This is a genomic window from Sphingomonas leidyi (assembly GCF_011761945.1).
GTDB lineage: Bacteria > Pseudomonadota > Alphaproteobacteria > Sphingomonadales > Sphingomonadaceae > Sphingomonas > Sphingomonas leidyi.
Genome location: NZ_JAASQV010000004.1, coordinates 162,044 through 188,973, shown reverse-complemented (window position 1 = coordinate 188,973; position 26,930 = coordinate 162,044). Strand labels below are relative to the sequence as shown.

Here is a 26,930-nt window from a genome sequence, read left to right as displayed (position 1 = left end):
TCCGGGAGCGCGGTCATGGAGCTTCTCGCTATCGTGCTGGGCCTGTTCGGGGCCTCCGCCTCGGCGCAGGGCTATGATGTCGCGGCAAGCGGCAGGCTTGTCGACAGGGACAGCTGCTACAGCTTCCAGGTGCCGGCGGGATGGAAAGTTGTGGCGGGCAACCCCATTCCCTTGCTTGTCTCCGGGCCGCCTGGAGAACGCCCCTATTCGCTGCAGACCCTGCCAAGGGGATTTGCGACTCTTGCGATCGGCCGGCGATCCGACGAGGCGAAATCGATCGAGGAGCTGATGGAACTGCGGCGCCGGGCCAACGCATTTTCCTCGACGCGTAGCGTTTCCCATGCGTCGGTTACGGGCATCACGCGAGCCGTCGAGGCGCGGTGGACCGACAATGCCAACGAGCCGGGCGAGCAGACCATCGCGCTGTTCTTCGTATTTCGAGAGCAGCCCTTCGCTGCCTATCTGAGCTTCTATCGGAGCGATCGAAGGCGCGGCCAATATCCGATAGCCCTTGACCGGCTGCTCGCCAGCGTCCGGCCCTTGGCCGGTTCCACGGGATGCGCGGTTCCGGCCGGGCACAGGGACGCGCGGAGAAGCGGCGGAGGATGATCGCGCGGCGTACCCTGCTCGCCAGTGCGTTGGCGCTGCCGCTTCCGGCCCGGGCCGGCGAACCATGGGACGCGGTGGTCGACCCCGCCACCGGCACCCTCGGCGCTGCGCTGGCGCAGGCGGAGAAGGCGGGGCGCCCCTTCCGCATCCTGCTCCGGCCCGGCATCTTCACCGAGAAGCTGACGGTGCGCGTGCCCGGACTCACCCTTCAGGGCAGCCCCGGCACGGTCCTCCAATATGGCACCGCGGCCGGCACGGCGAAGCCCGGTGGCGGCAGCTGGGGTACCGGCGGATCGGGAACGCTCGCCATCGCCGCGCCGAACGTGACGCTGCGCGGCCTCACCATCCGCAACAGCTTCGACTATATCGGCGCGCGCCGGGACGGCGCCGGCAATGGCGCGCAGGCAGTGGCGCTGGCGGTGGGCCGCGAGGCGGACCATATGATCGTCGATCGCTGCGTGCTGCTCGGCTATCAGGACAGCTTCTACCTCCAGGCCCGCAGCCTGATCACCGATACCCGTATCGTCGGCGGGGTGGACTTCATTTTCGGTGGCGCGGCGGCCTGGTTCGAAGGCTGCGAGATCGTCACGCGCTACGTCCCGAACGCCGATGGCTTCGGCTATGTCGCTGCGCCCAGTACTCCCGCCGCGCAGGAATTCGGCCTGGTCTTCTCTCGCTGCCGCCTGCGCCGCGAGGCGGGCGTGCCGGATGGCTCGACCTGGCTCGGCCGCCCCTGGCGTGCCGGCGGCAACATGGCGCTCATGGGCCAGGCGGCGTTCCTCCAATGCTGGATAGACGCCCATATCCGCCGCGAAGGCTGGACCTGGATGGGATATAAGGGACCCGATGGCGAGCAGCGCCGCCTGACCCCGCCCGAGGCGCGGCTATGGGAGTTCGGCAATGCCGGGCCGGGCGCGGCGCCGGCCGGAGCCGATCGCCGGTTGCTGACGGCGGAAGCGGCGAAGCGCTTCACTCGGGCCAATGTGATCGGGTTCTAGCCCGCTGCCGCCTTCCCGGCGGACGGCGCGGCTTTCGTGCCCTTCGGGAGCCGACCCGGCCCCGCCGCGCAGGATCAGCGGATCACCAGGGTCAGCTGCCGCACCAGGCTCCGCTCGATCGGGTCGTCGAACCGGCAGCCGATATGTGCGCCGTCATTCCAGACGATGGTCGCAGGCACGGGCAGATCGTTGCGCAGGCTGAGCCATACCTTGTCGCCTGCGCCGTGCGGTGCCGCGCAGGCGAGACGGCAGCCATAGACCGAGAGATCGTGGAGCATCGCCTCGACCGGCTTGTTGCCGCGCTTCGTCACCGTAGCGCGAGTGACGAGGATGCGGTGACGCGTCGCCGCGCGCTGTTCGACGAGCGCGGGTGTCACGGTCCGATATTGCGAGAATTTGGTCGCCATCTCTCTCCGCCCCGGCGCAACCCTGCCGCGGACGGTTTAACAAGCACTTAAGGCGGTCCTCCGTCGTAGCGATCGAGGCGGAGGCGGCCGGCGCGGGTGACGATCACTCTTTGCATCACGCCGGGCCGTTGCGGCTTCCGGGCACAGACGCGGAAGTCGCCATAGATGCTGGCGTTGAACAGATTGCCGGTCGGTGCCCAGAGCTTGCGGACATTGGCCGGCAACCGGTCGAGCAACAGATCCTCGTCGGCATCGATGCCGAGGATGCGCTTCGTGCCCACCACCCAGATGCGTATCGCGGGGTTGCCGTTCGACGCGAACAGCCGGCCATGGACGGTGCGGCAGAGCATCGGAGGGCTGCCGGCCAGGGTCAGGGCGAGCAGGGAGGCGATCATTTCTCCTCCAGCACCCGCGTCACCCGTTCCGCCAGCTCCGGCCCGGCATGCAGCCCCAGCTTGCTCCGCCGCCACAGCACATCCTCGGCGGTGCGCGCCCATTCATGGTCGCGCATCCAGCGTATCTCGGTGGCGGTGAGCCCCGCGCCCAGATCCTCGCCCAGGTCGGTCAGGTCGCGCAGCATGTCGGCCAGGCCACAGCCATAGGCATGCGCCATCCGCTCGGCCCGCGCATCGCCCAGGAACGGCCAGCGTGCCTTGGCGGTGGCAACGAACCGGTCGAAATCGGCGATCGCGCCGCCGGGGAAGACGCGGGCACGCGTCACCGGCTCGACCTTCGCGCCGAGCACGGGCCCGATCTTCCCCAGCGCTTCCTCGGCCAGGGCCCGCGCCGTGGTGATCTTGCCGCCGAAGATGGAGAGCAGGGGCGGGCCGTCCTCGTCGAGCTCGAGCACATAGTCGCGCGTCACCGACTGGGCCCTGGCGGCGCCGTCGTCGTGCAGCGGCCGTACGCCGGACCAGCTCCAGACGATGTCGGCGGGCACGATCTGGCGGGTGAAATAGCGGTTCACCGCCTCGCAGAGATAGGTCCGTTCCTCCGGCGAGCACATCGCATCCTCGGGCCGGTCGACCGGGATGTCGGTGGTGCCGATTTCGGTGAAGCCGCCTTCATAGGGAATGGCGAAGACGATCCGCCGGTCGGGCTGCTGGAGGATATAGGCATGGTCGCCGTCATACAGGCTGGGCACCACGATATGGCTGCCCTTGACCAGCCGGATCCGCGAATGATTAGCAATAGCCAGCGTGTCGAGGAGGTGCCGCACCCAGGGGCCGGCGGCGTTGACCAGCCCGCGGGCGGTGACGGTGCGGCCGTCGGACAGCTCGGCGCGCCAGGCTCCGCCTTCGCGCCGGGCGGCAAGCAGCTCGGTCCGCGTCGCGATCTCGGCGCCGTGATGCGCGGCGTCGAGCGCATTGGCCAGAGTGAGGCGGGCATCGTCCACCCGGCAGTCCGAATAGACGAAGCCGCGATGGGTGCCGGCCAGCGGACCGGTGAACGCCTTGTCCCTGGCACGCAGGCTCCGCGAGCGGGGCAGGGTGGAATCGCCGCCCACCGCCAGCGCGTCGTAGAGATAGAGGCCGAGCCGGACCATCCACCAGGGCCGCACCGCATGGGCATGGGGCAGCACGAAAGTGAGCGGGCGGATCAGGTGCGGTGCCGCCTCCAGCAGCCGCTCGCGCTCGTGCAGCGCCTCGCGGACCAGGCGGAACTCGTAGCTTTCGAGATAGCGCAGCCCGCCATGGATCAGCTTGGTCGAGGCCGAGCTGGTATGGCTGGCCAGGTCGTCCTTCTCGACGAGCAGCACCTTCAGGCCGAGCAACGCAGCTTCGCGGGCGATCGCGCACCCGTTGATCCCGCCGCCGGCGATGAGCAGGTCATATGCCACGGAGGCAGGTTACGGCGTTGGCAGCGAGCCCGCGAGTCCCTATCTTGGGGGTCAATGGCAAAAACCAAAATCAAAGCAGGGCTGCCCACGCGGCAGCAGATTCTCGATTTCATCACCAATTCCGATACGCCGGCCGGCAAGCGCGAGATCGCCAAGGCCTTCGGGTTGCATGGGCAGGACAAGATCCTGCTCAAGGCCTTGCTCAAGGACATGAGCGACGAGGGGCTGATCGACGTCGCCCCGGGCCGCGCCTTCCACAGGATGGGCGGCGTGCCCAAGGTCACCGTGCTGCGCGTCACCGATGCGGACGGCGACACCACCTGGGCGGTGCCCGAGCGCTGGGAGGCCGAAGGCGTGCCCGTGCCGCGGCTTCGCGTCCGCGAAGCGCGCGGCAAGCGTTCCGCGCTCGCCATCGGCGACCGCATCCTCGCCCGCACCGAAGAGGCCGGCAACGGCTGGATCGCGCATCCGATGAAGAAGCTCGCCCGTGGCGAGGAGCTGATGCTCGGCGTGCTCAAGGAGGAGGCCGGGCGGCTCTGGCTGCAGGGCGTGGAGAAGAAGGAGCGGCGCAACTGGCCGGTCTCCGATGCCGGCGGTGCCCAATCGGGCGACCTCGTCCTCGCCGAGAAGGCCGGCCGGCCGCCGCGAATCACCGCCAAGGTGGTCGAGGTGCTGGGCGATCCCTTCGCGCCGCGCAGCTTCTCGCTGATCGCGATCCACCGGCACTCGATCCCCAATATCTTCTCGCAGGAGCTGCTCGACGAGGCCGAGCGGGTGTCCCGCCTCGATCTGGGCAAGCGGGAGGATCTTCGCCACCTGCCGATCGTCGCGATCGACCCGGCCGATGCGCGCGACCATGACGACGCGGTCTGGGCGGCGCCCGACGAGGATCCGAAGAACGACGGCGGCTGGAAGGCCGTCGTCGCGATCGCCGACGTGTCCTTCTATGTCCGCCCCGGCTCGGAGCTGGACCGCGAGGCGCGCAAGCGCGGCAACTCGGTCTATTTCCCCGATCGCGTCGTGCCGATGCTGCCCGAGATCCTCTCGGCGGAAGTCTGCTCGCTCAAGCAGGGCGAGGACCGGGCTGCGCTCGCCTGCCACCTCCAGATCGGCAGGCATGGCGAGCTGAAGAGCTGGCGCTTCACCCGCGCCGTGGTCAGCATCGCGGCCAACATCGCCTATGAGGACGCCCAGGCGGCGATCGACGGCACGCTCGATCACCCGCTGACCGAGACGGCGCTCAGGCCGCTCTGGGACTGCTGGCACGCCCTCAACAAGGCGCGCGACAAGCGCGAGCCGCTCGACCTCGATCTGCCCGAGCGCCGGATCGTGCTCGACGAGATGGGCCGCATCCTATCCGTGGCGCCGCGCGAGCGGCTCGACGCGCACAAGCTGATCGAGGACTATATGATCGCGGCGAACGTCGCCGCGGCCAAGGCGCTGGAGGCGAAGAAGGCGCCGGTGATGTACCGCATCCACGAGCCGCCGGCCCGGGAGAAGCTCGTCGCGCTGCGCGAGTACCTCAAGACCTTCGGGGTGGAGTTCGCGCTGGGCCAGGTCATCAAGCCGGCTACCTTCAACCGCATCCTCGAACGGGTGGGGGAGAGCGACTTCCGCGAGCAGGTGATGCAGCAGGTGCTGCGCACCCAGACCCAGGCCTATTATGGCCCTGCCAATCACGGCCATTTCGGCCTGTCGCTGGGCAGCTATGCGCACTTCACGTCGCCGATCCGCCGCTATGCCGATCTGATCGTCCACCGTGCGCTGGTCGAGGCCTATGCCCTGGGCCCCGGCGGGCTGACGGCCGAGGAAGCCGCGGGAATGGAGCGGATCGGCGAGAGCATCTCCAGCCTGGAGCGCCGGGCGATGGAGGCCGAGCGGGAGACCATCGACCGCTATGTCGCTGCCTATCTCGCCAACCATGTCGGCGAAATATTGGAGGCGCGGATCACCGGGGTGCAGAGCTTCGGCTTCTTCGCCACGGTGGACGGCGTCGGCGGCGACGGGCTGGTCGCGGCGCGGGACCTGGGCACCGAATATTTCCGCTATGACGAGGCCGGGCAACGGCTGGTGGGCGACGAGAGCGGCGAGGAATTCACCCTGGGCCAGCGCCTCCGGCTCCGGCTGGTGGAGGCCAATCCGGTTTCCGGCGCACTCCGCTTCGAACTGCCCGACGGCAAGGGTTCGGCGGGCCCGTCCGCCTTTGCCAGGGATCGCGGCAAGGGGCGCCCCCGCCCCATCAAGCGCCGCGGCCGGCCGCCCAACATCCGGCACAAGAGCCGTTGAGCGAGGACGATTGAACCGGCGGGCGCAGGGGTTTATGCTCGCATCCTAATATTCCGGGGGAACCGACCCGATGTCGACGCCCGTCCTCTTGGTTCTGGCCCGCGCCGCCGCACCGGCATGGGGCAGGCCGGGGATGTCCCGATGATGTTCAGGTCCCATGCGCCAGTCTCCATCGGCGCCCTGGCCATGCGGGCGCGGCAGCGGATCCGCGCGCATTTCTTTGCCCAGCACGCAGTGAGCGCCGAGGAGGCGGTCTCCTTCGTGCCCCAGGACCGGATCGAGCGAACCCAGTTCGAGCGCATGCGCGGCGCCGGCATCGTCCACGAGGTGGGGGCGGGGCGCTACTGGTTCGACCTCGCCGCCTTCCGGAAGCAGCTGGACCGTACCCGGGCGATCATGGTGCCGGTGGTGATCGTCCTCTGCCTCGCCGCCGCCGGGGTAACGATGCTGTTCTACTGATCAGTCGACCGCAAAGCTGAGGCCGGCATGCGCCTCCAGCCGCCTGGCCAGCGGCGCGGCCATCAGGCCTCCCGCCGTCCAGATGCCGCCCTTGCCCGCCGCCGGCACATCCTCGATCAGGCAGAGCGCGCTCTCGGCGATCATCTTGCTGGTCGAGCCATAGCCGGGATCCCGGTCCCCCTTCACTATGGCCGAGAGGCGCTGTCCGTCGGGCATCTCCGCCACGAAGGCGATGTCGTAGAAGCCGGTCTCGCGCTCCTCCTTGCTCGGCCCCTCGCCCGGTGCCGGGCCCTTGTCCGCCGCCATCGGATTGATCTTGGCCATCGCCTCGGCCGCGGCCTTGCCGATCTCGCCAAGGCCGGGAACGACCAGCATCTCGTCATATTGGAAGTCCGCGCCATAGGGCTGGCCGGCGAGGAAGTTCGAGCGATGGACGTTCTTGGTGTTGATCACTGCCATCATGAAGGGCGCGACCCAGGCGTCGATCGCTTCGTCATGATAGGGAACCATGCCGTTTGGCTGGGCGGGGCCCGCGAAGCCCGGCGTGAGCGCGAAGGGATCGAGCATCAGCTTGAGGATCGCGGGGTCCCTGGCCGCCGCGGCCATCGAAGCCTTGCCGCTGGCGAAGGTGCCGCCCGAGAAGGTGCCCTTCATCGCCCGCACCCGGCCCTTCACGCGCGGCGCCGGCCGGCCGAAGCGGGCGATCGCCGCCTGCTGCACGGTCCACACGCCGAGATCGAAGGGGATCGAATCGAAACCGCAGGAGAAGACGATGCGCGCGCCGCTGGCCTTGGCCGCGTCTTCGTATTTGCGGATCATCTGGCCCATCCACGCCGGCTCGCCGCACAGGTCGACATAGGCGGTGCCCGTCTCGACACAGGCGGCGAGCAGCGCCTCGCCATGGAGCTGATAGGGGCCGACCGTGGTGATCACCACCGTGGCGCGGGCAACCATCGCCTTCAGCGCGGCGGGATCATCGGCATTGGCGGTGAGCAGCGGAGTCGACGCCGGCGCGCCGATCTCGTCCCGGACCTCCTGCAGCTTGGTGAGCGAGCGCCCGGCCATCGCCCATTTCACGTCCGGATAATGGCCCGCAAGATATTCGGCGACGAGGCGGCCGGTGAAGCCGGTGGCGCCATAGACGATGATATCGAATTCGCGGTCTGCCATCTGCTCGTTTCCTGCTCCTTGACGTTCAACCGCGTAGTTGAACGATTCATTGATTCCGTTGACGCTCCCGATCGCACGTACAGGAGTGCCGCGCCTTGCCCTCCGCCCGAAGCGATGGCTCCGAACGGATTTGAGTGAAGCAGAGGAAGGCCAATATTGGAAGAGGCGGTATGGTGATCGAGCGCGTCGCCGCTGCTTCGCATCAAGCTGGCACGGCGTTCAGTCCCGCGCCTCGCGCAGCGCATTCCACAGCGTCTTCACGTCGCGGTTGAGCGCCCCCAGCTCCTCGCCGTGCATCCCCGAGCGGGCCAGCAGTTCCTCCGCCAGGCAGCCGCATTCCTCGCGCATGTGGCGGCCGCGATCGGTGAGGCGCACCTGGACCTGGCGCTCGTCCTGCGGATTGCGTTCGCGGGTGACGAAGCGTGCCGCTTCGAGCCGCTTCACCAGCGGGGTCACCGTGCTCGATTCGAGTGCGAGCCGATCGGCGATGGCCCCGACGGTGCGGCCGTCCTGCTCCCACAGCGCATGGAGCACCAGATATTGCGGATAGGTGATGCCGAGCCGGTCGAGCATCGGCTTGTAGGCGCGCGTGATCGCCATGCTCGTCGCGTAGAGCGAGAAGCAGAGCTGGTCGTCGAGGGGCATCGCGGCGGGCATGGTCGTCTCCTTGGCCGAGGCCGATATCATCAAAAACCATATCGCGATAACGAATTCGCTGGACAAGCCCCGATTCATCCATTAGCTGAATAATATCGCAATAAACAATATCGCGAGCTTAAATAAGGAGATCGAGCATGTCGGTTGACGTAAAGTACAGCACCCGCGCCACGGCCACCGGCGGCCGCGACGGCGAGGCCCGCAGCGAGGACGGGCGTTTCGTCGCCAGGCTCTCGACGCCGAAGGAACTGGGCGGCGCGGGCGGCGAGGGGACCAATCCCGAGCAGTTGTTCGCAGCCGGCTATTCGGCCTGCTTCATCGGCGCGCTGAAGGTTGCGGGCGCGCAGCTCAAGATCAAGGTTCCGGCCGAAACCAGCGTGACCGCGACCGTCGGCATCGGACCGCGCGCGGCGGGCGGTTTCGGCATCGCCGCCGACCTGGAAATCAGCCTGCCCGGCGTGGAGCGCGCCGATGCGGAGAAGCTCGTCCAGGCCGCGCACCAGATCTGCCCCTATTCGAATGCGACCCGCAACAATCTCGATGTGGGCCTGACGATCGCCTGAGGCATCCTTCCGCCCGATCGCTGCCGGCCCGCCGGGGCACGGAGCCCCGGCACCGTTGCGGGCCGGCAGCCGATCGGGATCGGCCGGTTCGGTCCGCCGCGAAGCCCGTGTCAGGCCTCGTGGAACTGCAACGCGGCCAGCCGGGCGTAGAGGCCGCCCCGCGCGACCAGCTCGGCATGGGTGCCGGTCTCGACGATGCGGCCTTCCTCCATGACGATGATCCGGCCGGCGGCGCGCACCGTGGCGAGGCGATGGGCGATGACGAGCGTGGTGCGGTGCTCCATCAGCCGCTCGAGCGCGTCCTGGACAAGGCGTTCGCTCTCGGCGTCGAGCGCGGAGGTGGCTTCGTCGAGCAGCAATATGGGAGCGTCGCGGAGCAGCGCGCGGGCGATGGCGACGCGCTGGCGCTGTCCGCCCGAAAGCCGCGCACCGCCTTCGCCGAGGAAGGTGTCGAGGCCCTGGGGCAGGTCGCGCAGGAAATCGGCGGCGTTGGCGGCTTCGGCGGCGGCCCAGATCTGGTTGTCGGTCGCGCCCCAGGCGCCATAGCGCAGATTGTCGCGCGCCGAGGCGCCGAAGATCACCGTCTCCTGCGGCACCATCGCCATGCGCGCGCGGATATCGGCCGGATCGGCCGCCGGGACCGGTACACCGTCGACACGGACTTCGCCGCCATCGGGATCGTAGAAGCGCTGGAGCAGCTGGAAGAGCGTCGACTTGCCGGCGCCCGAGGGGCCGACCACCGCCACCGTCTCGCCGGGGCGGACCTCGAGCGAGAAGTCGGTGAGCGCGGCGCTGTCCGGGCGGGTGGGATAGCGGAAGGTGACCCGGTCGAAGGCTAGCGCGCCCTGGGGCGGCTGGGGAAGTGGCACGGGGCTGGCGGGGGCCGCGATGTCGGGCTGCTGATGGAGCAGTTCGGCGAGGCGGCTGGCCGCGCCCGAGGCGCGCAGCAGGTCGCCATAGACTTCGGTAAGCGCACCGAACGAGCCGGTGACGAGGCCGGCGGTGAGGACGAACGCCATGATCGAGCCGCCCGATAGCCGGCCGGCGGCGACATCGGCCACCGCGGCCCATACGATCAGCGTGATCGCCGTGAACAGCGAGCCGATCACCAGCGCCGTCATGATCGCGCGCAGGCCGAAGCGGCGCTTGCCGGCTTCGAAGGTGCGGGTGACGGCGCCCTGGAAGCGCTCGGCCTCGCGCTGCTCCTGCCCGAAGGCCTGGACGATGCGCATCGCGCCCAGCGTCTCCGAGGCGATCGCGCCCACATCGGCCACCCGGTCCTGGCTGGTGCGCGAGAATTGCCGCACCCGGCTGCCCAGCCAGACGATCGGCAGGATGGTGACCGGGATGCCGACGACCAGATAGGCGGCGATCTTGGGCGCGAGCGCGAAGAGATAGATGACGCCGCCCGCGCCGGTGAGCAGGTTCCTGAGCGCGATCGAGACGGTGGAGCCGACCACCTGCTCGACGACCGCGGTGTCCGCGGTGAGGCGCGAGGCGATCTCGGACGGGCGGTTCTCCTCGAACCATTTGGGCGGGAGGCGGAGCAGGTTGCGGTGCACCGCCATGCGCAGGTCCGCGACGGTGCGTTCGGCCAGCCAGGAAACGAAATAGAAGCGGACCGCGGTGAAGGCCGCGAGCGCCACGACGACGAGCAGCAGTCCCTGGAAATAGATGCCGATCCGGCTGGTGTCCGCTCCGGCGGCGAAGCCGTGGTCGACGATCTTCTGGAAGGTGCGGGGGATCAGCAGCGTCGTCAGCGACGAGCCGATCAGCGCGACGATCGCGATCAGCAGCTGAAGCGGATAGCGCCGCGTGAAGCCCCAAACGACCAGGAGATTGGAGATCTTGCGCCGCTGCGGCCCATCGGACGGGGGGAGCGCGGGCGCAGGCGGGACGGGTTCGGCCATGCGCGGCGGACTAGCGCGATTGGAGAGAGAGGGGAACCGTCCTTTGCCGGGACGGGTTGCCCGGATATCCACAGGAATTCCGGAACGGCCAGTTCGTCGTGTGTACAGAGGGGGTTAGCCGGATATCGACTGCGATTTCGTGGTTGCGGTATGGGAGCTGCGGATCGTTCCGTCGCATTACGGCCTTGCCCGGCGTTGCGCCGCAGCACGGCTCGCCTATAACGCTAACATAGCCGCCGCCGTTTTTGGGGAGGGGGACGGCGGAAGGGACGCAATGCTGTACGACGCTTATGAGATTCAGCGCTCGCTTCTCGCAGGTGCGAGCGCGCTGGCCAATTTTTCCGCGGGGCTGTTGAACAATCCGGCCAATCCGTTCGCCTATTTCGGCGGCGGACCGGTGCTCGCCTCGGCGCTCGAAGTGTTCGCCCATGCCTCCGCTCCCCGCGGCAAGCCGGAATTCGGGCTCGATCATACGACGGTCGACGGCCGGCAGGTCGAGGTTCATGAGGAAGTGGTACTGCGCAAGCCGTTCGGCCAGCTCAAGCGCTTCGTGCGCACGGGCGTGGAAGGCGGCCCGAAGCTGCTGATCGTCGCGCCGATGTCCGGCCACTATGCCACGCTGCTGCGCGGCACGGTCGAGCGCATGCTGCCGGTGGCGGACGTCTACATCACCGATTGGCGCGACGCGAAGCTGGTGTCGCTCGCGCATGGCCGCTTCGACCTGGACGACTATATCGATTATCTGGTCGAGTTCCTCGCCTTCATCGGCAAGGACGGCGATCCGCGGCCGCATGTGCTGGCGGTATGCCAGCCCTCGGTGCCGGCCTATGCCGCCGTCGCGGTGATGAGCGCCGACGCGCATCCGAATCGCCCCGCGACGCTCACCATGATGGGCGGCCCGATCGACACGCGCGAAGCGCCGACCGCAGTGAACACGCTCGCCACCGAGCGGCCGTTCAGCTGGTTCGAGCAGAACGTCATCGCCACCGTGCCGATGAGCTATGCCGGGGCGGGACGGAAAGTCTATCCGGGCTTCCTGCAGCTCGCGGGCTTCATGACGATGAACCTCGGCAACCACATGATCTCGCACTGGGAGATGTTCAAGCATCTCGTCCAGGGCGATGACGAGAGCGCCGACGCGACGATGAAATTCTACGAGGAGTACCGCTCGGTCTGCGACATGACCGCCGAATTCTATCTCCAGACGATCGACACGGTGTTCCAGGCGCATGCGCTGCCCCGGGGCACGATGACGCATCGCGGGCGCAAGGTGGATCCGGCGGCGATCCGGGACGTGGCCATCCTCGCGATCGAGGGCGAGAAGGACGATATTTCGGGCATCGGCCAGACCAGGGCGGCGCTGACCATCGCGACTGCGCTTCCCGAGGATCTGAAGCATTATCACCTCGCCGAGGGCGTGGGCCATTACGGCATCTTCAACGGCTCCAAGTGGCGCAATCGCATCGCGCCGATCCTGGAACAGTGGATGGCGGCGAATCCGGGCTGAGCGGCGTGGCTCTCCCCTCCCTGGAACGGAGGGGAGGCCGGATCAGTTATATTCGCTGGTCGCGACTATGCTCCAGATCAGCCAGGCGACGCCGATCCAGATCGCCAGGATGAGCAGCACGCCGGGCCAGCTGACCGGCCGCTGCGTCTCGATCTCGGCGCGGGCGCGGTGCTCGGCAAAGAGCGCGGGCGGGATCAGCTTCTCGAACAGCCAGACGCCGAGCGGAATGACGATCGCATCGTCGACGAGGCCGAGGACCGGAATGAAATCCGGGATCAGGTCGATCGGCGAAAGCGCATAGGCGGCGACCAGCACGCCGACCAGCTTGGCGAGCAACGGCGTGCGCGGATCGCGCACCGCGAACCAGATGGCGTGCGCTTCGGTGCGAATGCGGTGCGCTAGCGATGGGCCGGTCATGGGGACGGGGTGGCTCGGGCCGCTCCCAGCGTCAAGCGCCATCCATCACCCCCGGCGACGACACGCGGCAGATGGCGTCAGGCGTTCCCATAGGCGGCAGCCGCGCCGATCAGTTCGAGATCGTTGCGGTTGACCAGCACTGCCGGGACGTCGGAGAGCTGGCGGCGGAACGCGGCCTTGCCCTCCATCCGGCGGCGGAAGCCCGGATCCAGGAGATGGGAGTGGAGCGCGCGGCTGATCGCGCCGGTGAGGTAGACGCCGTCCCAGGCGCCGAAGGCGAGCGCGAGATCCCCGGCAAAGGCACCAAGATGCTCGACGAACATGCGCACCACCGCCGCCGCGATCGGGTCGCGCGCGGTGCTGCGGGTGATGTCCTCGGGCGAGGCTATCCTGATGCCTCCGGACAATGCTTCATAGGCGAGGCAGAGTCCCGGCGCGCTGACCAGCGTCTCCACGTCGAGCGCATGGCCGCGCTTCCGGCAGAACTCGGCGAACTTGCGTTCGTCCGCCGTCTCGGGCGCGAAGGCGATGTGGCCGGCCTCGCTCTGCACGGGGACGAGCCGCCCGCCCGCGCTGATCAACGCGGCGACGCCGAGCCCGGTGCCGGTCCCGATCACGACATAGGTGCCGCCGGGCTCCACTGCGCGCGGCGGCGGCCCGTGCAGCGGGGTGAAGGCGCTGGGCGGCAGGGTGGTGAGCGCCAGCGCATTGGCGGCGCATTCGTTGAGCGCGCGAGGCGGCGCGCGCAGCACCGCCTCGACGCCGGCGAGCGAGATGTACCAGCGGCTGCCGGTCAGGTTGATCAGGTCGCCGCGCGCCGCGCCGGCCACGGCCAGCACGCTCGGCAGCCGCGCGTCCTGAAGTCCCAGGCCGCTCAGATAGGAGACGAGAGCGCTGGTGAAGGTGGGATGCTCGCTGGTCGAGAACCGCCGGATGTCGCGTGGCGCCGGCCCCGCCTCGCCGCCGGTCAGCCCGAACCGCACCGATTGGCGGCCGATATCGGCCACCAACGCCAAGCCTTCGCCCATCGACGCACCCCCTGTCTGATCGGCCCCGCTTTGCGGAGTCCGAATACTGTTATCGCTAACAGTCGCCCCATGAGCAACAAGATTGCGATTGGCAGCGTTGTCAGAGAGTAAAGCGAACAAAGCCATTCGTGCAAGCGGCTTTGTTACAAGCGAATTTACAGCGTTACACAGGGAGTTACAGGAGGACGGGGGCGTGGATTCCGACATATCCTCTCGCCGACCAACTTCGGGAGAGAGACGGATGAAGGTGCCTTTCGCGATTCTGCTGGCGGTGGGCCTTGGCCATGCTGCGCCGGCCCTTGCCCAGTCCGCCGCGCCGTCGCCGCTGCTGGGCAGCTGGGCAGTGGATGTCGAGCGCTTGCCCATGCCGCCCGAGGCGCGGCCGAAGAGCGTGACGATCAGCTATGCCGATATCGGCGGCGGCAAGTGGCGGACCAGTGTCGACATCGTCGGCAAGGACTATGAGAACCACACGGCCGGCACCTACACGCCCGACGGGACCCCCTATATCGTGGAGGGCAGCCCCGAGGCGGACATCGCCGCGGTGCAGCTGCCGGCGCCCAATGTGCTGGTGATGGTGCTGGGCAAGGGCGGGATCCCCGCCTCGACCCGGGTCTACACGGTCGCGCCGGACGGGAAGACGATGATCGAGACCGCCGGCTATATCGGCGAAGGCGGCAAGCCGGTGATGCGGACGAACTATTTCACGCGGGTCCGGTAGACATATCCATTACGGGCCAGTCTCGCCGCACGCGACCGCTCCGGATGTAGGGTTGGCATGGCGGCAATCCCGCCGCCGCAACAGAAAGGTGAACCTATGTCATTCGCCGATCTGTGCCTGTTCCTGGGCGTCCTGTTTGCCTTTGCGACTTCGGTCGTGAAGGCGATCGAGATGGCTCGAAAGAAATAGGTACACGGGCGCGGCTCGAGCTGACACTCGGGCCCCAAACGTTTGAGCCCCGGTTGCTGACACAACCGGGGCTCACAGAAAGGCGCCTATGTCATCGCCTGCCGGCTGGATACCATGGCGGGCGTCGATCTTCAATGAACAGCGACGGGAGGGGCCCGGCCCGCCAGCCGGGCCCCGAACGATATGGGCCCCGGTCGCTGCCACGACCGAGGCCCATATCAACGGGACAAGCCCAATGAGTCTTGCGAGACCTTTGCAATCCCGCAGGCGTCAATTTTCAATGACGCGGCTCACAGCACCTCGAACAGGCCCGCCGCGCCCATGCCGCCGCCGATGCACATGGTGACGACCACATATTTGGCGCCGCGGCGCTTGCCTTCGATCAGCGCATGGCCGGTCATGCGCGCGCCGCTCATGCCATAGGGATGGCCGATCGAGATCGCGCCGCCGTTCACGTTCAGCAGTTCGTTCGGGATGCCGAGCTGGTCCTGGCAATAGAGCACCTGCACCGCGAAAGCCTCGTTCAGCTCCCACAGGCCGATATCGTCCATCTTGAGGTTGTAGCGTTCGAGCAGCTTCGGGATCGCGAAGACCGGGCCGATGCCCATCTCGTCCGGCTTGGTGCCGGCAACGGCCATGCCGACATAGCGGCCGAGCGGGGTAAGGCCGCGCTTCTCGGCCACCTTCTCCTCCATCAGCACACTGGCCGACGAGCCGTCCGACAGCTGCGAGGCATTGCCGGCGGTGACGGTGCCGTTCGGCAGCACCGGCTGGAGCGAGGCCAGGCCCTCGGCGGTCGTCTCGGGGCGGTTGCCCTCGTCCTTGGCGAGCGTGATCTCCTTCTGGGAGACTTCCTTGGTCTCCTTGTTGACGACGTTCATCGTCGCCGTGACCGACACGATCTCGTCGTCGAACTTGCCCGCGGCCTGCGCGGCGGCGGTGCGCTGCTGCGACTGCAGGGCATAGGCATCGCAACGGTCGCGGCCGATGCCGTAGCGGGCGGCGACCACTTCGGCGGTCTGCAGCATCGGCATGTAGATGTCGCCGTGCATCGCGAGCAGCTCGCGATCGGGCTCGACGCGCATCTGCGGGGTCTGGACCAGGCTGATCGATTCGAGGCCACCGCCAATGGCGATGTCCATATTGTCGACGATGATCTCCTTTGCGGCAGTCGCGATGGCCATCAGGCCCGAGGCGCACTGGCGGTCGACCGACATGCCGGCGACCGTGACGGGCAGGCCGGCGCGCAGCAGCGCGGTGCGGGCGATATTGCCGGCGGTGCTGCCCTGCTGGAGCGCGGCGCCGAACACGACGTCCTGCACTTCCGCCGGATCGATGCCGGCGCGCTCGACCGCGGCCTTGATCGAATAGGCGCCGAGCGTCGGCGCCGGCGTGGCGTTGAACGCGCCGCGATAGGCGCGGCCGATGCCGGTACGGGCGGTGGAGACGATGACTGCGGAGCGAGACATGGACTTATTCTCCTTCAGGCGGCGGGAAAGCGTGCCGCTTGGGTTTCAAGTGGAAGATCGAACGCGCCGCAGATGAGCGCCACGCCGTGGTAGAAGGCGACGAGCTGGACGATTTCGAACGCCTGCTCGTCGCTGAAATATGCCTTGAGGCCGGCCCATGCGGCGTCGCCCAGCCGGCGTTCGTCGAGCAAGGCGTCGACCGTGGCGAGGAGCACGCGCTCCGCCGGGCTCCATATCGAGGCGTCGGCAGGCCCGTGCACGGTGGCGTGGAGCTGGGCCGCGTCCAGTTCGACGGCCGGCGCGAAAATCGCCGCGTGAACGCCCCACTCATATTCGCAGCCGCACCGCGCCGTCGTGCGGTGGATGACGATCTCGCGCTGCCGAAGCGAGAGCGGGCCCTCGCGGTCGAGCAGCGAGCCGGCCGAGAATTTCGTCCAGGCGCGATCCGATCTGGCCAGCGTGGTGAACAGTCGTAGCGGCTCGGCGCCGCGCATCAGCACCTTCATCTGGGCATCGAACGCGGGCGGGAACGGCCTTTCGAGGGGAGCGATGCGAGGCGCGCTCATACATATACCAGCGCGATCCACTCGGCGATCAGCGCGGGCTTCGCCTCGCCCTCGATCTCGAGCGTATATTCCTGGACCTGTTCCCAGACGCCGGGCTTGCGCTCGGTGAATTTCAGCAATTTGAAACGGCCGCGGACGCGCTTGCCCGAGCGTACCGGTTGCATGAAGCGGACTTTATTACCGCCATAATTGACTCCCATCCTCGTGCCCTCGATCGCCGGCGCATCGGTGCGCGCGGCGAGCATCGGCATCAGCGAGAGCGTGAGGAAGCCATGGGCAATGGTGCCGCCGAACGGCGTCTGCGCGGCGCGGACGGGATCGACATGGATGAACTGGTGGTCGCCGGTCGCCTCGGCGAACTGGTCGATCATCGCCTGGGTCACTTCCACCCAGTCGGAAACGCGTTCGGTGCCGATGCTCTCGGCCATCTGCTGCACGGTGATCGTCGCCAAGATAGCGGTCCTCTTGCCTGTTTCGCGCCCATCTAGGGGCGGGGCGGGGCCTCCCGCAAGCCTCGGCCGACCGGAAATTTGAAAGATGGGGCTGACGTAGCGTCCGCTGGCAGCAAACCCCGGAGATACGGGGAGGAATTTCCGAACCCGATATTCGAAAGCGGTCGGCGACTCAGGCCGGACCGTCGGCTAGTGGCCTGGCGCCGCGCCTTTCCAGATCGGCGAGCAGCACTTCGATCGCCCAGGTGCAGGCGGCGGCGGCCCCGGCGCCGTCCATGTCCCATTGGTCGCGCATCTCGCGCCAGGCGAAGCCGCTGCCCAGATATTGGAACATCGCGATCGCGCGGGTGCGATCGGGCTCGGCGAGCGCCTCGACCCGGGGGGCAAGCATCGCGCGGAAGGCGGCGACGCGTTCCTCCTTCATCACGTTGCGGATCGCGCGGCCTTCGGCGCTGGCCATCACCACCGTCATCGCATCCGCCTTGTCGTCGAAATTGGCGAAGCGCGAGGCCACGCCACCGACGAATTCGCCGAGGGTCTTCGGAATGCCGCCGGCGGGGCCGATGCGCGCCCAGGCCGCCGCGCGCAGCGCCGCCTGGTCCGGGCAATAGCGATAGACGGTGCGGCGCGAGACGCCCGCGCGCGTCGCGACCAGGTCGTGGTTGAGCCGGTCCCCCTCCGCCATCAGCGCCAGGATCGCATCGTCGATCCTCGCACGGGTATGGGCATTGTCGGGGCCTTCGGGCCTGGCCGGGTCGGTGAGCAGGAAATTCCGTTTGGACATGCCGATCCCATAGCCGTGGCACAAAAAGTGTCAAATATAGATTGACACAAATTGTGCCATGTGTATTGGATGAATAATACACAGACTCGGGGAGTGTGCGGATGTTGTTTCATGTTTCGATCGACGCGGACGATCCGCGACATGTCGCCGAAGTCATCGCCGAGCTGTGGGGCGGAGTGGCGTTGCCCTTTCCGCCGGTGATCGCGGGCAGCTGGATGGCGATGGCGGGCGACGACCGCCGCACCACGGTGGAGGTCTATCCGCGGGGCACCGAGCTGGTGGAGGCGGAGGGCGATGCCGATGCGATGGGCGTGATCGGCGGCAACGGCGCGCGCTCGGCCACGCATCTCGCCATCGCGACGGACAAGGGCGTGGAGGAGGTCCTGGCGCTGGCGAAGCGCGAAGGCTGGCCGGTGAAGTATCGCAAGCGCGGGGGCGTGTTCGGCGTGCTCGAGCTGTGGGTCGAGGGCAGCCGGATGATCGAGGTGCTCACGCCGGAGATGCAGGCCGAGTACCGGGCCGGGCTGACGGTGGAGAATTGGCGGGGCTTTCTGAGTGCGGCCGGGATGGCGCCCGCCGCCTGAGCGCTCACCCGCCGCTGTTGGCGTGGAGGATGTTGCCGTCCGGGTCCTTGAACCAGATGGCGCGGAAATCGCCGAGGATATGGACGCCGTCCTCCACCCGGTCGAAGCCGCCGGGATATTCCTCCAGCTTCACGCCCTTCCCGCGCAAGGCGGCGGCGATCGCTTCCAGATCGTCATGCACGTCGAAGACCACGGCATTGGCCTGGTTGGTGCCGGCGAAGTCGCTGCGATAGACGTTGAGCAGCGTGGTGCCGGTGCGCAGCAGCAAGACCTCGCCATGATCCGCCACCAGCGGCAGGCCGAGCGTCCCGGTGTAGAAGGCCTTGGCGATGGCGATGTCCCGGCAGGGGAGGATCGCGTGGCTGCTATGGTCCTTGAGCATGGGATCTTCACTCCGGATCGTCACCGGCGCGGGCGCTCAGGCCCTGGCTTCCGCCGGATAGGGCAGGATGAACTTGCCGCTGGGATCGGCGGTATAGCTGGTCTGGGTGGGATAGGGGATCGAGATGCCTTCCGCGGCGAACCGGCGCAGGATCGCGAACATGATCCTGTCGCGCACCAGCTGGGCGTGCGGCACGTCGTCGCCGGCCACGTCGAACTCGATCACGAAATCGATCGAGCTGGCGCCGAAGCCTTCCGTGCTGGCGCGCGAGAGCGTGCCGCCGGCCTGCTCGACGATTTCCCGGAACATCGCGGGCAGCGCCTCGAGCTTCTCGACCGGCGTTTCATAGGCGACGCCGATCGGCAGCTTGGTGCGGGTATGGTGGCGCAGCGAGAGGTTCTCGATCAGCTTGTCGAGCAGCTGCTTGTTCGAGAAGACCAGCTCCTCGCCGATGAACGAGCGGATGCGCGTGCTCATCAGGCCGATCGACACGACGGTGCCGCTGTTGCGGTCGAAGCGGATCTTGTCGCCGACGCGGAAGGGCCGATCGAAGAGGATGGTCAGCGCGGCGAAGAGGTTGGCGAAGATGCCCTGCGCGGCAAGACCGATGGCGATGCCGCCGACGCCGAGACCGGCGACCAGGCCGGTGACGTTCACGCCCAGATTGCCGAGTACCATCACCGTCGCGATGGCGAAGAGCACCACCGTGATCAGGATACGGATGATGCCGAGCGCGCTGGCAAGGCCGGAGCCGTGATAATTGTCGGCCGTCGTCTTGCGCTCGATCGCGCCGAAGATCAGCTCGCGCAGCCAGATCGCGCACTGGAACGCGGCCGAGATGGTGAAGAGGAACTCGACTGTGCTCTCGACCATCCGGGGGGGATTGGCATAGCCGGTAACCAGCCGGATCGAGACCATCAGGATGAAGAAATTCCCGGTCCTGGCGACCGCGCGGCCGATGACCGCGTACCAGTTGGCCACGCCCTCGCCCTTCTTGCACACCCGCGCGCCCCAGCCCTTGATCGCCTGGAGGAGGAAGAACACCGCGATGGCGATGCCGGTGGCGATCAGGATCTGGAGCCAGTGCGACTGGGCCCAGGCCCAGCTGTCGTTGGCGAAGGCCTCTGCCTGGATCTCGAGGTCGTCGCTCTGCGGGAAGCCGGTGGCGGTGCGGTTGATGATCATGCGGCCTTTCGGGGCTGTTGGTGCGCGGCGAGATCGTCGAGAAAGGCGATCAGGCCGCGTTCGTAACGATTGAGCCAGCGCGTGGCGCGGGGCAAGTGGAGACCGGCGCGCCACGCCGCCTGGGCCTCGCGATCCTTGGCGAGATCGACGAGCGCGGGGTGGACATAGGATTTGCGGGCGATGGCGGGCGTGTTGCCCAGCGCCGCGGTCACCGGCGCGAGCATCGCCTTGAGGCCGAGAGGGGCGCTCGCTTCGGCCAGCGCGCGGAAGGCGAGCACGCTGGCGCCCCAGGTGCGGAAATGCTTGGCGGTGAAGTCCTCCGCCATGGCCGCGCGGATATAGGCGTTGACGTCAGTCGAAGTGACCGGGTGCGCCTCGCCGGCTTCGTCGAGCCAGCGGAACAGGTGCTGCCCGGGCAGGTCCTGGCACTTCCTGACGAAACGGCTGAGCGAGCCGTCGGTGATCGTCAGCACGCGCAGCCGGCCCGACTTGGCGTGGAACTGGAGGCGGAGCGTGCGCCCCGTCACCCGGGCGTGGCGCTTGCGGAGCGTGGTGGCACCGAAGCTCCTGTTCGCCTGGGCATATTGCTCGTTGCCCACCCGGATGCTGCCGAGGTCGAGCAGGCGGACCACGGCGGCGACGGCCTTTTCCCTGCACAGGCCGCGCAGGCCGAGATCGCGCGCCACCCGGGCGCGGAGCCTTGCCAGATGCGCGCCGAAATCGGCGCAGCGATCATATTTCGCGGCCTCCTGCGCCTCGCGGAAGGCGGCGTGGTAGCGATATTGCTTGCGGCCCTTCTCGTCCTGGCCGGTCGCCTGGATATGGCCGTGCGGATCCGGGCAGAACCAGGCATTCGCATAGGCCGGGGGCAGGCCGATCGCGTTCAGCCGGTCGATCGTGTCGCGATCGGCGATGCGCTTGCCGTCCGCATCCCGATAGCCCCAGCCGTGGCGCACCTTGCGCCGGGTAATGCCGGGCTGCTGGTCGTCGACATAGACGATCTCGGTATCGGGCATGGGCCTCCTCGCAATGCCCCGGTCAATGCGCGGCCCTTCGCTTCGTTCCGGACGCGGGCTAGGGGAGGGCCCGTTTCGGCGCGCGCCGGGGGAGCCCGGCCGCGTTCACCCAGCGCTGCGCCGGGCGCTCGACCAGATGGTAGAGCGCGATCGAGGCGAGGAGCACGAGCAGCAGGAATCCGCCGACCAGCGGCCAGGGCACGGCATGCTCGTTCTCGACAAAGGCGAGCTTGAAGGCGAACCAGAGGAGATAATGGGAGAGATAGGTCGCGTAGCTGATCTCGCCCAGATAATGGATCCAGCCCGCCTCGAGCGGATTGCCGCGGCGCGCGGCGGTGAGCCCCAGGGCGAGCAGCAGGGCGGCGAAGGCGGCGGGCGCGGCGAAGGTCTCGGGCAGGCCGAGTGCCCAGCCGATGCCCAGAGCGAACGCGAGCCCGAAGCCGGCCAGCGCGGGGAGGCGCCAATGGTCGCGCCAGCGCAGCCACAGCGCGGCGATCGCGGTGCCGGCGGCGAACTCGATCACGCAGCGGACCAGGCCCAGGCTGGTGATTTCCTGGCCGAGCGCCCAGGCGCCGCGGCTGGCGAAGATCGCATGGAGCAGGCCGAGCAGCGCGGCGATGGCGGCGATCACCGCCCAGCTCGGCACGCGGCGCCAGTCGATCGCAAGGGCGAGCAGCGGGAAGAGCAGATAGGCGCCCAGCTCGCAGGAGATCGACCAGGCGGGATCGTTCCAGGTCAGATGCTCGGTGAAGCCCCAGTTCTGGAGCAGCAGCACATGGAGCGGCAGCTCGTGCCAGGGGAACTGGTCGCTGCCCCGGCCGGTGAGTTCCAGCGTCGCCGCGATCGCCACGCCCACTCCGAGCATGAACAGATGGAGCGGCCAGACCCGGGCGACCCGGCGCCGCAGGAAGCCGGGGATCGCCGCCGGCCCGCCGGCGCGGACGCGCTCGCTCCAGGTCATCCAGATGACGAAGCCGGAGAGCAGGAAGAAGAAGTCGACCGCCAGATAGCCCTTGGCGAGCAGGTGCAGCTCCGGATCGGGCAGGCCCAGCGCGAAGCGGATGTGGAAGAACACCACGAACCAGGCCGCGATGCCGCGGACGCTGGTCAGGGCCCTGAGTTCCCCCCTGACCTGTTCCCCCTTGGCCTGTTCGCCCTTCATGCCAGTGCCGGCCTTGCCTTGCGCAGCGGCCGCCAGCGCGCTTCCTCGCGCTTGCGGGCCATATAGGTGTCGAGCCCGATCTGTGCCCCGATCAGCATGTAGACGAAGGGCTGGAAGGCGATGGCGATGAAGGTGGCGCCGAGCATGTAGACGATGTGCGCGGTCTGCAGCGCCGAGGCGAGCGGGGCGACCCATTCCTGGCCGGGCTCGGGCTTCTTGTAGCGCTGGCGCAGCACTTCCATGCGGAAGATGCCGAGCAGGTTGATCGTCAGCCACAGCGCCAGGCCGGGATAGCCCTGTTCGCCGAGCATCTCGAAATAGGCGCTGTGATAGGCGCGGGCCTTGTCCACCTCGAGGCTGCGGTCGACGGTCGCCTGGCCGGCACCGTCGCTCTCCACTGCCACCTTCTCGTAGCGGATATGGTTCTGGCGATAGGCTTCGAACCCGCCGCCCATCGGATGAGTCTTGGCATAGTCGATGGTCCATTGCCACACGGCAAGGCGTGTGGAGGCCGAGGCGTCCGCCTTGTAGGTCTTGATCGTGCCCATGCGCTCGGTGAAGGCCGAGGGCAGGAAGGGCACGGCGACGAGGCCGACACAGCCCAGCGCGGCCAGATAGACGAACTTGCGCTTGGTATCGCGGAGCATCAGCAGCGCGACCAGGCCGATGCAAAGCAGGCCGGTGCGCGTCGAGGTGCCGATCGGGATCAGCAGGCAGGCGAAGATCAGCGCGACGCAGAACGCCTTCACTTTCCAGTCCGGCGGGAAGATCGTGCCGAAGCGCATGAACCAAATGATCAGCGGGACGATCGCGATCGCCACGGTGGAGATGGTCGAGCCTTCGTAGAGGCCGGAATTGTTGGCGACCATCAGGTTGAGCTCGCCATAGCCGCCGCCCGAGCCGAGCGTCTTGATGCCCCCGACGATGATGATCGAGGCGGCGGAAAGGATCATGAAGAGCAGCAGGCTCTCGATGCGCAGCTTGGTGCGCAGCGTCAGCGGCAGGAAGGCGGCGAAGGCCAGCGCCTTCCAGACCCAGTCCCATTTGTCGAGCGCCTCGACTTTGAAGTCGGCATTCTTGGTCGTGTAGAAGCAATAGGCGAGGAGGAGGACGATCATCAGCTGGCGCGGAGCCACCCGCACGTCCTTCTTGTCGTCGATCGCCAGCCAGCCGAGCACCGACAGGCCCACCGCGATCAGCGAGATCGGCACCGAATTGAGCAGGAGATAGGTGAGCCGCTGCGGCGAGACGATGTCGATATAGGCGTAGACGAGCACGAAGAGGAACGGCTTGCGGAAGCCCATCCCGAAAAAGGCCAGCAGGAAGGCGACGAAGACGAGATCACGCACCGGGCTTGCCCCATCGGCTGGGCTTGGCCTTGGACGGCTGGTCGTCGGGGCCGGGTTCGTGGTCGAGATCGGGACGGCGCAGCAGCAGGAAGGCCGCGAGCAGCATCAGCCCGTGCGAGATCGCGAGCGATAGATTGTCGATCATGTGCCCGTCGGCGCTCCTGCTTGTCGGGCCGGTGTAGCGGGATGCGGTTGACGCGGCGTTAAGTGCATTCCGCATATTCCGTTGGGGGACTGAGTTCGTTTGGGAAGGTTCCTCGGTACAAGACCAAGCACTTGCGCGCTCCTTGCCGGGATCCAGCGAATCGAGTATATTGCGTGTCGGAGCCGGTATCGCCGGTGACGGGTTGAGGGACCGTCTGTCCAGCTAGTCAGAACCTCGCTTGAAAGGCGCGCATTGCGTCCGCGAGCGTTTTGACTTGGGGCACGGGCCATTCGACCGACCCCATGATTTCCGTGACCGTGGTCCAGTGTTCGCCTTCGTTTCTCGGAGGCTAACTTGGCAAGACTATCTGACGTGAACTCCCGCCGCACTGCCCGCAAGCGGCTAAGCCGGAACCACCAATTCTGCGGGGGGCCGGTTTTGCCCTCAGATGCAGAACCTGAGCTGTGCGCTGGACGTCTGAACGGCAAACAGTCTTGCTCCTGACTCGCACTGTGACCCGCTAGCAACGCTGAATGTGCCACTGAAGGCGGGCTGCACATCTGCCGCCAGTCGTCAGGGGCTCCAGATGTCGAGCACCACTCGAGGCATCGTTGGAGCCGGAGTGCGTGTTGTGAGGTTGACGCGGCGTTAAGTGCTCGCATGGCATGGGAGCCCCATGCGGATCCTCCACATCCTCGATCACGGCCTGCCGCTCCACAGCGGCTATACCTTCCGGACGCGGGCGATCCTGAAGGCGCAGATGGCACGCGGCTGGGACGTCGCCGCGGTGACCAGTCCGCGCCATGGCAAGTTCGACACCGACGAGGAGACGATCGACGGCATCCGCTTCTATCGGACGCCGCGCGTCAATTCCGGGCCGCCGGTGATCGGCGAACTGCGCGAGGTCGCGGCGTTCGCCAGGCGGATCGAAGCGGTGGCGCGCAATTGGCGGCCGGACGTCCTCCATGCCCATTCGCCGGTGCTGGGCGCGATGGCGGCCCAGCGCGTGGCGGACAAGCTCGGCCTGCCGCTGGTCTATGAGATCCGCGCGTTCTGGGAGGACGCGGCCGTGGGCAACGGCACGGGGACCGAAGGCAGCTGGAAATACCGGGCGACGCGCTGGCTGGAAACCCGGGCGGTGCGCAAGGCCGATGCCGTCGCGGTGATCTGCGAGGGGCTGAAGAACGACCTGGTCGCCCGTGGCGGGATCGATCCGGGCAAGATCATGATTTCGCCCAACGGCGTGGATCTGGGCGTGTTCGGCGAACCCCTGCCTTATGACCGGGCCTTGGCGAAGGAGCTGGGGATCGACGGTGCCGAGACGATCGGCTTCATCGGCAGTTTCTACGATTATGAGGGGCTCGACGTGCTGATCGAGGCGATGCCGGCACTGGTCGCCGCGCGGCCGAAGATGCACCTGGTGCTCGTCGGTGGCGGGCCGTGCGACCCGGCGCTGACGGCGCAGGCGGCAGCGTCGCCCGTCGCCGATCGCATCCATTTCGTCGGCCGGGTGCCGCACCAGCAGGTCGAGCGTTACTACAGCGTGATCGACGTGCTGGTCTATCCGCGCAAGCATATGCGCCTCACCGACCTGGTGACGCCGCTGAAGCCGCTCGAGGCCATGGCCCAGCGCCGGCTGGTCGCTGCGTCCGACGTGGGCGGGCATCGCGAGCTGATCCGCGATGGCGACACCGGGACGCTCTTCAAGCCCGACGATCCCGTGGCGCTCGCACAGGCCGTGGCCCGGCTGTTCGCCGAGCGCGACGGATGGGATGCGCGGCGCGAGCGTGGCCGAGCCTTTGTCGAGGCGGAGCGCAACTGGGCGAGGAATGTCGGGCGTTATGACTCCGTTTACCAAAGACTCGCCAAAGTCGGGGCCATGGAAGACTCGTGGTCGCACACGCCCATGGTGAGCGCATGAACCTGCCGCTGGCGCCGTTGATCGCCGCGGTCGCGGGGGGGCTCGCCGCGCTTGGCGTGGCGATGATCCCCGTGCCTGCGCTCGAGGCGCTGGTGATGGATTCCGGCCTTCCCTCCATCCTCGCCGCGGCCGAGCCGCCGCTGGGCGCCACTGCCCGCCTCGCGGTGGCGCTGGGCACCGGCGCGTTCGTCGGCGCCTTCATGTGGCTCTCGGCCTTCATTCTGCTCGGCTCGCGCGGGCTGACCATCGGCGAGGCGGAGGATATCGCGCTCGATCCGGAAGAAGTGCCGCTGCCGGTGCTCCGCCGCGCCGATGCGCATCCCGACGCGCCGCCGCGCCCGCCGCTGCTCGCCACGCGCGACCTGGGCCGGCCGTTCCTCGAGATTCGCGCCGCAACGCCCGCGCCGCCGGCGCCCGCGCCGGAGGACGAGCATATCGATTTCGACGCGATCTTCCCGCCGCGCGCGATCACGCCGCCCAAGGCGCCGGAGCCGGTGGCACAGGCGCCCGAGCCCGTTATGGTGCCGCTCGCGCCGGTGGCGGTCGCCGCGCCCGAGCCTGTGATCGCGGTACCGGAAGTTTCCGAAGCCTATCCCGAGCAGGCCGCGATTGCCGCTCCCGAGCCGATCGCCGAGGCGCCGGAAGGTCGCGAAAGCCGCGATGTCCACGCGCGGGCACGCCAGCCGCTCGCCGAGCAGGAATTGCCGGTCGATTTCGACCAGCCGCTCTCCGCCTTCGATCCGCAGGCCATTCCGGCCGTGCCCAAGCCCGCGCCGGTGCCGCTCGCCCCGCTACGCCGCGCGCCGCGCCCGTCGATCTTCGACGAGAGCGAGCGGTTCGAGATATTCGAACTGACGCCGGCGGTGCGCCGCCATGTGCCGGAACCCGCGGCCGAAGCCCCGGTGCTGCCGCCCAGGGGCGAGCGGATCGTGCGGCCGGAAACCGATGCCTCGATCCACGCGCTGCTCGAACGGCTCGAGCGCGGGGTGGCCGACAAGGGCCTGGCGCCCGCGACCCCGCCGACGTCGAAGCAGCATGAACGCGGACTGGAAGAGGCTCTGGTCACGTTGCGCAACCTGGCGCGCCGGACGGCTTGATACCGCGCCGGATCGTCTCTTTCGTCATCCGCGCGCCGGGATGACGGATCCCGGGTG

Annotated in this window: 28 protein-coding genes; 10 read left to right on the top strand and 18 right to left on the bottom strand. The window is 67.9% G+C overall.

Going from position 1 to position 26,930, the window contains the following annotated elements:
• Positions 1-15: 15 nt before the first annotated feature.
• Both FHR20_RS18410 and FHR20_RS18405 read left to right on the top strand, forming a co-directional pair.
• Positions 16-609, top strand: coding sequence for a hypothetical protein (locus FHR20_RS18410; protein ID WP_167301068.1), 594 nt, complete (start codon positions 16-18; stop codon positions 607-609).
• Positions 606-1,607: a pectinesterase family protein gene (locus tag FHR20_RS18405; RefSeq protein WP_167301067.1), complete on the top strand. Its 1,002-nt coding sequence runs from the start codon at positions 606-608 to the stop codon at positions 1,605-1,607. The genes FHR20_RS18410 and FHR20_RS18405 overlap by 4 nt, the downstream gene beginning before the upstream one ends.
• Before the next feature lie 74 nt (positions 1,608-1,681).
• Here FHR20_RS18405 and FHR20_RS18400 read toward each other — a convergent pair whose 3' ends face one another.
• Genes FHR20_RS18400 through glpD form a run of 3 tightly spaced genes read right to left on the bottom strand, consistent with a single transcriptional unit; the run spans position 1,682 to position 3,854 of the window.
• A complete protein-coding gene (locus tag FHR20_RS18400) occupies positions 1,682-2,014 on the bottom strand; it encodes a PilZ domain-containing protein (protein WP_167301066.1) in 333 nt (110 codons plus the stop codon).
• 47 nt (positions 2,015-2,061) lie between these two features.
• Positions 2,062-2,409 carry a hypothetical protein gene (locus FHR20_RS18395; RefSeq protein WP_167301065.1) on the bottom strand — a complete coding sequence of 116 codons (348 nt, stop codon included), beginning with the start codon at positions 2,407-2,409 and terminating at the stop codon, positions 2,062-2,064.
• A complete protein-coding gene (gene glpD, locus FHR20_RS18390) occupies positions 2,406-3,854 on the bottom strand; it encodes a glycerol-3-phosphate dehydrogenase (RefSeq protein ID WP_167301064.1) in 1,449 nt (482 codons plus the stop codon). The genes FHR20_RS18395 and glpD overlap by 4 nt, the downstream gene beginning before the upstream one ends.
• Positions 3,855-3,908: 54 nt before the next feature.
• Between glpD and rnr the strand changes: the two genes are divergently transcribed.
• Both rnr and FHR20_RS18380 read left to right on the top strand, forming a co-directional pair.
• Complete coding sequence (gene rnr, locus FHR20_RS18385; RefSeq protein WP_167301063.1) at positions 3,909-6,140, top strand: ribonuclease R; 2,232 nt, start codon at positions 3,909-3,911, stop codon at positions 6,138-6,140.
• A gap of 141 nt (positions 6,141-6,281) precedes the next feature.
• On the top strand, positions 6,282-6,599 hold the full coding sequence (locus FHR20_RS18380) for a hypothetical protein (RefSeq protein WP_167301062.1): 318 nt from the start codon (positions 6,282-6,284) through the stop codon (positions 6,597-6,599).
• Here FHR20_RS18380 and FHR20_RS18375 read toward each other — a convergent pair whose 3' ends face one another.
• Both FHR20_RS18375 and FHR20_RS18370 read right to left on the bottom strand, forming a co-directional pair.
• Positions 6,600-7,769, bottom strand: a complete 1,170-nt coding sequence (locus FHR20_RS18375) for a saccharopine dehydrogenase family protein (RefSeq protein WP_167301061.1) — start codon at positions 7,767-7,769, stop codon at positions 6,600-6,602. It lies immediately after the preceding gene.
• 219 nt (positions 7,770-7,988) lie between these two features.
• Entirely contained in the window at positions 7,989-8,426 is a 438-nt protein-coding gene (locus FHR20_RS18370) for a MarR family winged helix-turn-helix transcriptional regulator (RefSeq protein ID WP_167301060.1), read from the bottom strand.
• Between the two features lie 137 nt (positions 8,427-8,563).
• On the opposite strand from FHR20_RS18370, the gene FHR20_RS18365 reads away from it, so the two are divergent.
• Positions 8,564-8,989, top strand: coding sequence for an organic hydroperoxide resistance protein (locus FHR20_RS18365; protein ID WP_167301059.1), 426 nt, complete (start codon positions 8,564-8,566; stop codon positions 8,987-8,989).
• 110 nt (positions 8,990-9,099) lie between these two features.
• Here FHR20_RS18365 and FHR20_RS18360 read toward each other — a convergent pair whose 3' ends face one another.
• Positions 9,100-10,899 carry an ABC transporter transmembrane domain-containing protein gene (locus FHR20_RS18360; protein ID WP_167301058.1) on the bottom strand — a complete coding sequence of 600 codons (1,800 nt, stop codon included), beginning with the start codon at positions 10,897-10,899 and terminating at the stop codon, positions 9,100-9,102.
• Positions 10,900-11,173: 274 nt separating this feature from the next.
• Here FHR20_RS18360 and FHR20_RS18355 point away from each other — a divergent pair, with 274 nt between their 5' ends.
• Positions 11,174-12,406: a polyhydroxyalkanoate depolymerase gene (locus tag FHR20_RS18355; protein ID WP_167301057.1), complete on the top strand. Its 1,233-nt coding sequence runs from the start codon at positions 11,174-11,176 to the stop codon at positions 12,404-12,406.
• 42 nt (positions 12,407-12,448) lie between these two features.
• On the opposite strand, the gene FHR20_RS18350 is transcribed toward FHR20_RS18355, so the two are convergent.
• Together FHR20_RS18350 and FHR20_RS18345 are read right to left on the bottom strand one after the other, a co-directional pair.
• Complete coding sequence (locus tag FHR20_RS18350) at positions 12,449-12,865, bottom strand: YkvA family protein (protein ID WP_243857619.1); 417 nt, start codon at positions 12,863-12,865, stop codon at positions 12,449-12,451.
• A 35-nt stretch (positions 12,866-12,900) separates the two neighbouring features.
• The gene (locus FHR20_RS18345) at positions 12,901-13,851 is read right to left on the bottom strand and encodes a glucokinase (RefSeq protein ID WP_167301056.1); all 951 of its coding nucleotides are present in this window, start codon (positions 13,849-13,851) and stop codon (positions 12,901-12,903) included.
• A gap of 241 nt (positions 13,852-14,092) precedes the next feature.
• Between FHR20_RS18345 and FHR20_RS18340 the strand changes: the two genes are divergently transcribed.
• Positions 14,093-14,572 carry a hypothetical protein gene (locus tag FHR20_RS18340; RefSeq protein ID WP_167301055.1) on the top strand — a complete coding sequence of 160 codons (480 nt, stop codon included), beginning with the start codon at positions 14,093-14,095 and terminating at the stop codon, positions 14,570-14,572.
• Between the two features lie 479 nt (positions 14,573-15,051).
• Here FHR20_RS18340 and FHR20_RS18335 read toward each other — a convergent pair whose 3' ends face one another.
• The 4 genes from FHR20_RS18335 to FHR20_RS18320 all read right to left on the bottom strand — a co-directional run bounded on the left by FHR20_RS18335 (position 15,052) and on the right by FHR20_RS18320 (position 18,032).
• Positions 15,052-16,230, bottom strand: coding sequence for an acetyl-CoA C-acyltransferase (locus tag FHR20_RS18335; RefSeq protein WP_167301054.1), 1,179 nt, complete (start codon positions 16,228-16,230; stop codon positions 15,052-15,054).
• 14 nt (positions 16,231-16,244) lie between these two features.
• The gene (locus tag FHR20_RS18330; protein WP_167301053.1) at positions 16,245-16,796 is read right to left on the bottom strand and encodes a carboxymuconolactone decarboxylase family protein; all 552 of its coding nucleotides are present in this window, start codon (positions 16,794-16,796) and stop codon (positions 16,245-16,247) included.
• Positions 16,793-17,248 (bottom strand): MaoC family dehydratase, encoded by a 456-nt coding sequence (locus FHR20_RS18325; protein ID WP_380925246.1) that lies wholly within the window; start codon positions 17,246-17,248, stop codon positions 16,793-16,795. The genes FHR20_RS18330 and FHR20_RS18325 overlap by 4 nt, the downstream gene beginning before the upstream one ends.
• A gap of 172 nt (positions 17,249-17,420) precedes the next feature.
• Positions 17,421-18,032, bottom strand: coding sequence for a resolvase (locus FHR20_RS18320; protein WP_167301052.1), 612 nt, complete (start codon positions 18,030-18,032; stop codon positions 17,421-17,423).
• Positions 18,033-18,133: 101 nt separating this feature from the next.
• On the opposite strand from FHR20_RS18320, the gene FHR20_RS18315 reads away from it, so the two are divergent.
• On the top strand, positions 18,134-18,616 hold the full coding sequence (locus FHR20_RS18315) for a hypothetical protein (RefSeq protein ID WP_167301051.1): 483 nt from the start codon (positions 18,134-18,136) through the stop codon (positions 18,614-18,616).
• A 4-nt stretch (positions 18,617-18,620) separates the two neighbouring features.
• On the opposite strand, the gene FHR20_RS18310 is transcribed toward FHR20_RS18315, so the two are convergent.
• From FHR20_RS18310 to FHR20_RS18285, 6 genes are read right to left on the bottom strand one after another with little or no spacing between them, the layout of a single operon-like run.
• Positions 18,621-18,998, bottom strand: a complete 378-nt coding sequence (locus FHR20_RS18310) for a VOC family protein (RefSeq protein ID WP_167301050.1) — start codon at positions 18,996-18,998, stop codon at positions 18,621-18,623.
• Positions 18,999-19,034: 36 nt separating this feature from the next.
• Positions 19,035-20,183: a mechanosensitive ion channel family protein gene (locus FHR20_RS18305; RefSeq protein ID WP_167301049.1), complete on the bottom strand. Its 1,149-nt coding sequence runs from the start codon at positions 20,181-20,183 to the stop codon at positions 19,035-19,037.
• Positions 20,180-21,199, bottom strand: a complete 1,020-nt coding sequence (locus tag FHR20_RS18300) for a DNA topoisomerase IB (RefSeq protein WP_167301048.1) — start codon at positions 21,197-21,199, stop codon at positions 20,180-20,182. Before FHR20_RS18300 ends, FHR20_RS18305 begins: the two co-directional genes overlap by 4 nt.
• 58 nt (positions 21,200-21,257) lie before the next feature.
• Positions 21,258-22,361 (bottom strand): acyltransferase family protein, encoded by a 1,104-nt coding sequence (locus FHR20_RS18295; protein WP_167301047.1) that lies wholly within the window; start codon positions 22,359-22,361, stop codon positions 21,258-21,260.
• Positions 22,358-23,710 carry a putative O-glycosylation ligase, exosortase A system-associated gene (locus FHR20_RS18290; RefSeq protein WP_167301046.1) on the bottom strand — a complete coding sequence of 451 codons (1,353 nt, stop codon included), beginning with the start codon at positions 23,708-23,710 and terminating at the stop codon, positions 22,358-22,360. Before FHR20_RS18290 ends, FHR20_RS18295 begins: the two co-directional genes overlap by 4 nt.
• The gene (locus FHR20_RS18285; RefSeq protein WP_167301045.1) at positions 23,703-23,855 is read right to left on the bottom strand and encodes a hypothetical protein; all 153 of its coding nucleotides are present in this window, start codon (positions 23,853-23,855) and stop codon (positions 23,703-23,705) included. Before FHR20_RS18285 ends, FHR20_RS18290 begins: the two co-directional genes overlap by 8 nt.
• A gap of 676 nt (positions 23,856-24,531) precedes the next feature.
• Here FHR20_RS18285 and FHR20_RS18280 point away from each other — a divergent pair.
• Positions 24,532-25,776 (top strand): TIGR04063 family PEP-CTERM/XrtA system glycosyltransferase, encoded by a 1,245-nt coding sequence (locus FHR20_RS18280; protein WP_167301044.1) that lies wholly within the window; start codon positions 24,532-24,534, stop codon positions 25,774-25,776.
• Positions 25,773-26,873: a hypothetical protein gene (locus FHR20_RS18275; protein ID WP_167301043.1), complete on the top strand. Its 1,101-nt coding sequence runs from the start codon at positions 25,773-25,775 to the stop codon at positions 26,871-26,873. Before FHR20_RS18280 ends, FHR20_RS18275 begins: the two co-directional genes overlap by 4 nt.
• Positions 26,874-26,930: the final 57 nt, after the last annotated feature.

Coding starts and splice junctions, on each gene's coding strand:
- FHR20_RS18410 (WP_167301068.1), top strand. CDS start 16: ATGGAGCTTCTCGCTATCGTGCTGGGCCTGTTCGGGGCCTCCGCCTCG.
- FHR20_RS18405 (WP_167301067.1), top strand. CDS start 606: ATGATCGCGCGGCGTACCCTGCTCGCCAGTGCGTTGGCGCTGCCGCTT.
- FHR20_RS18400 (WP_167301066.1), bottom strand. CDS start 2,014: ATGGCGACCAAATTCTCGCAATATCGGACCGTGACACCCGCGCTCGTC.
- FHR20_RS18395 (WP_167301065.1), bottom strand. CDS start 2,409: ATGATCGCCTCCCTGCTCGCCCTGACCCTGGCCGGCAGCCCTCCGATG.
- rnr (WP_167301063.1), top strand. CDS start 3,909: ATGGCAAAAACCAAAATCAAAGCAGGGCTGCCCACGCGGCAGCAGATT.
- FHR20_RS18380 (WP_167301062.1), top strand. CDS start 6,282: ATGATGTTCAGGTCCCATGCGCCAGTCTCCATCGGCGCCCTGGCCATG.
- FHR20_RS18375 (WP_167301061.1), bottom strand. CDS start 7,769: ATGGCAGACCGCGAATTCGATATCATCGTCTATGGCGCCACCGGCTTC.
- FHR20_RS18370 (WP_167301060.1), bottom strand. CDS start 8,426: ATGCCCGCCGCGATGCCCCTCGACGACCAGCTCTGCTTCTCGCTCTAC.
- FHR20_RS18365 (WP_167301059.1), top strand. CDS start 8,564: ATGTCGGTTGACGTAAAGTACAGCACCCGCGCCACGGCCACCGGCGGC.
- FHR20_RS18360 (WP_167301058.1), bottom strand. CDS start 10,899: ATGGCCGAACCCGTCCCGCCTGCGCCCGCGCTCCCCCCGTCCGATGGG.
- FHR20_RS18355 (WP_167301057.1), top strand. CDS start 11,174: ATGCTGTACGACGCTTATGAGATTCAGCGCTCGCTTCTCGCAGGTGCG.
- FHR20_RS18350 (WP_243857619.1), bottom strand. CDS start 12,865: ATGGCGCTTGACGCTGGGAGCGGCCCGAGCCACCCCGTCCCCATGACC.
- FHR20_RS18345 (WP_167301056.1), bottom strand. CDS start 13,851: ATGGGCGAAGGCTTGGCGTTGGTGGCCGATATCGGCCGCCAATCGGTG.
- FHR20_RS18340 (WP_167301055.1), top strand. CDS start 14,093: ATGAAGGTGCCTTTCGCGATTCTGCTGGCGGTGGGCCTTGGCCATGCT.
- FHR20_RS18335 (WP_167301054.1), bottom strand. CDS start 16,230: ATGTCTCGCTCCGCAGTCATCGTCTCCACCGCCCGTACCGGCATCGGC.
- FHR20_RS18330 (WP_167301053.1), bottom strand. CDS start 16,796: ATGAGCGCGCCTCGCATCGCTCCCCTCGAAAGGCCGTTCCCGCCCGCG.
- FHR20_RS18320 (WP_167301052.1), bottom strand. CDS start 18,032: ATGTCCAAACGGAATTTCCTGCTCACCGACCCGGCCAGGCCCGAAGGC.
- FHR20_RS18315 (WP_167301051.1), top strand. CDS start 18,134: ATGTTGTTTCATGTTTCGATCGACGCGGACGATCCGCGACATGTCGCC.
- FHR20_RS18310 (WP_167301050.1), bottom strand. CDS start 18,998: ATGCTCAAGGACCATAGCAGCCACGCGATCCTCCCCTGCCGGGACATC.
- FHR20_RS18305 (WP_167301049.1), bottom strand. CDS start 20,183: ATGATCATCAACCGCACCGCCACCGGCTTCCCGCAGAGCGACGACCTC.
- FHR20_RS18300 (WP_167301048.1), bottom strand. CDS start 21,199: ATGCCCGATACCGAGATCGTCTATGTCGACGACCAGCAGCCCGGCATT.
- FHR20_RS18295 (WP_167301047.1), bottom strand. CDS start 22,361: ATGAAGGGCGAACAGGCCAAGGGGGAACAGGTCAGGGGGGAACTCAGG.
- FHR20_RS18285 (WP_167301045.1), bottom strand. CDS start 23,855: ATGATCGACAATCTATCGCTCGCGATCTCGCACGGGCTGATGCTGCTC.
- FHR20_RS18280 (WP_167301044.1), top strand. CDS start 24,532: ATGCGGATCCTCCACATCCTCGATCACGGCCTGCCGCTCCACAGCGGC.
- FHR20_RS18275 (WP_167301043.1), top strand. CDS start 25,773: ATGAACCTGCCGCTGGCGCCGTTGATCGCCGCGGTCGCGGGGGGGCTC.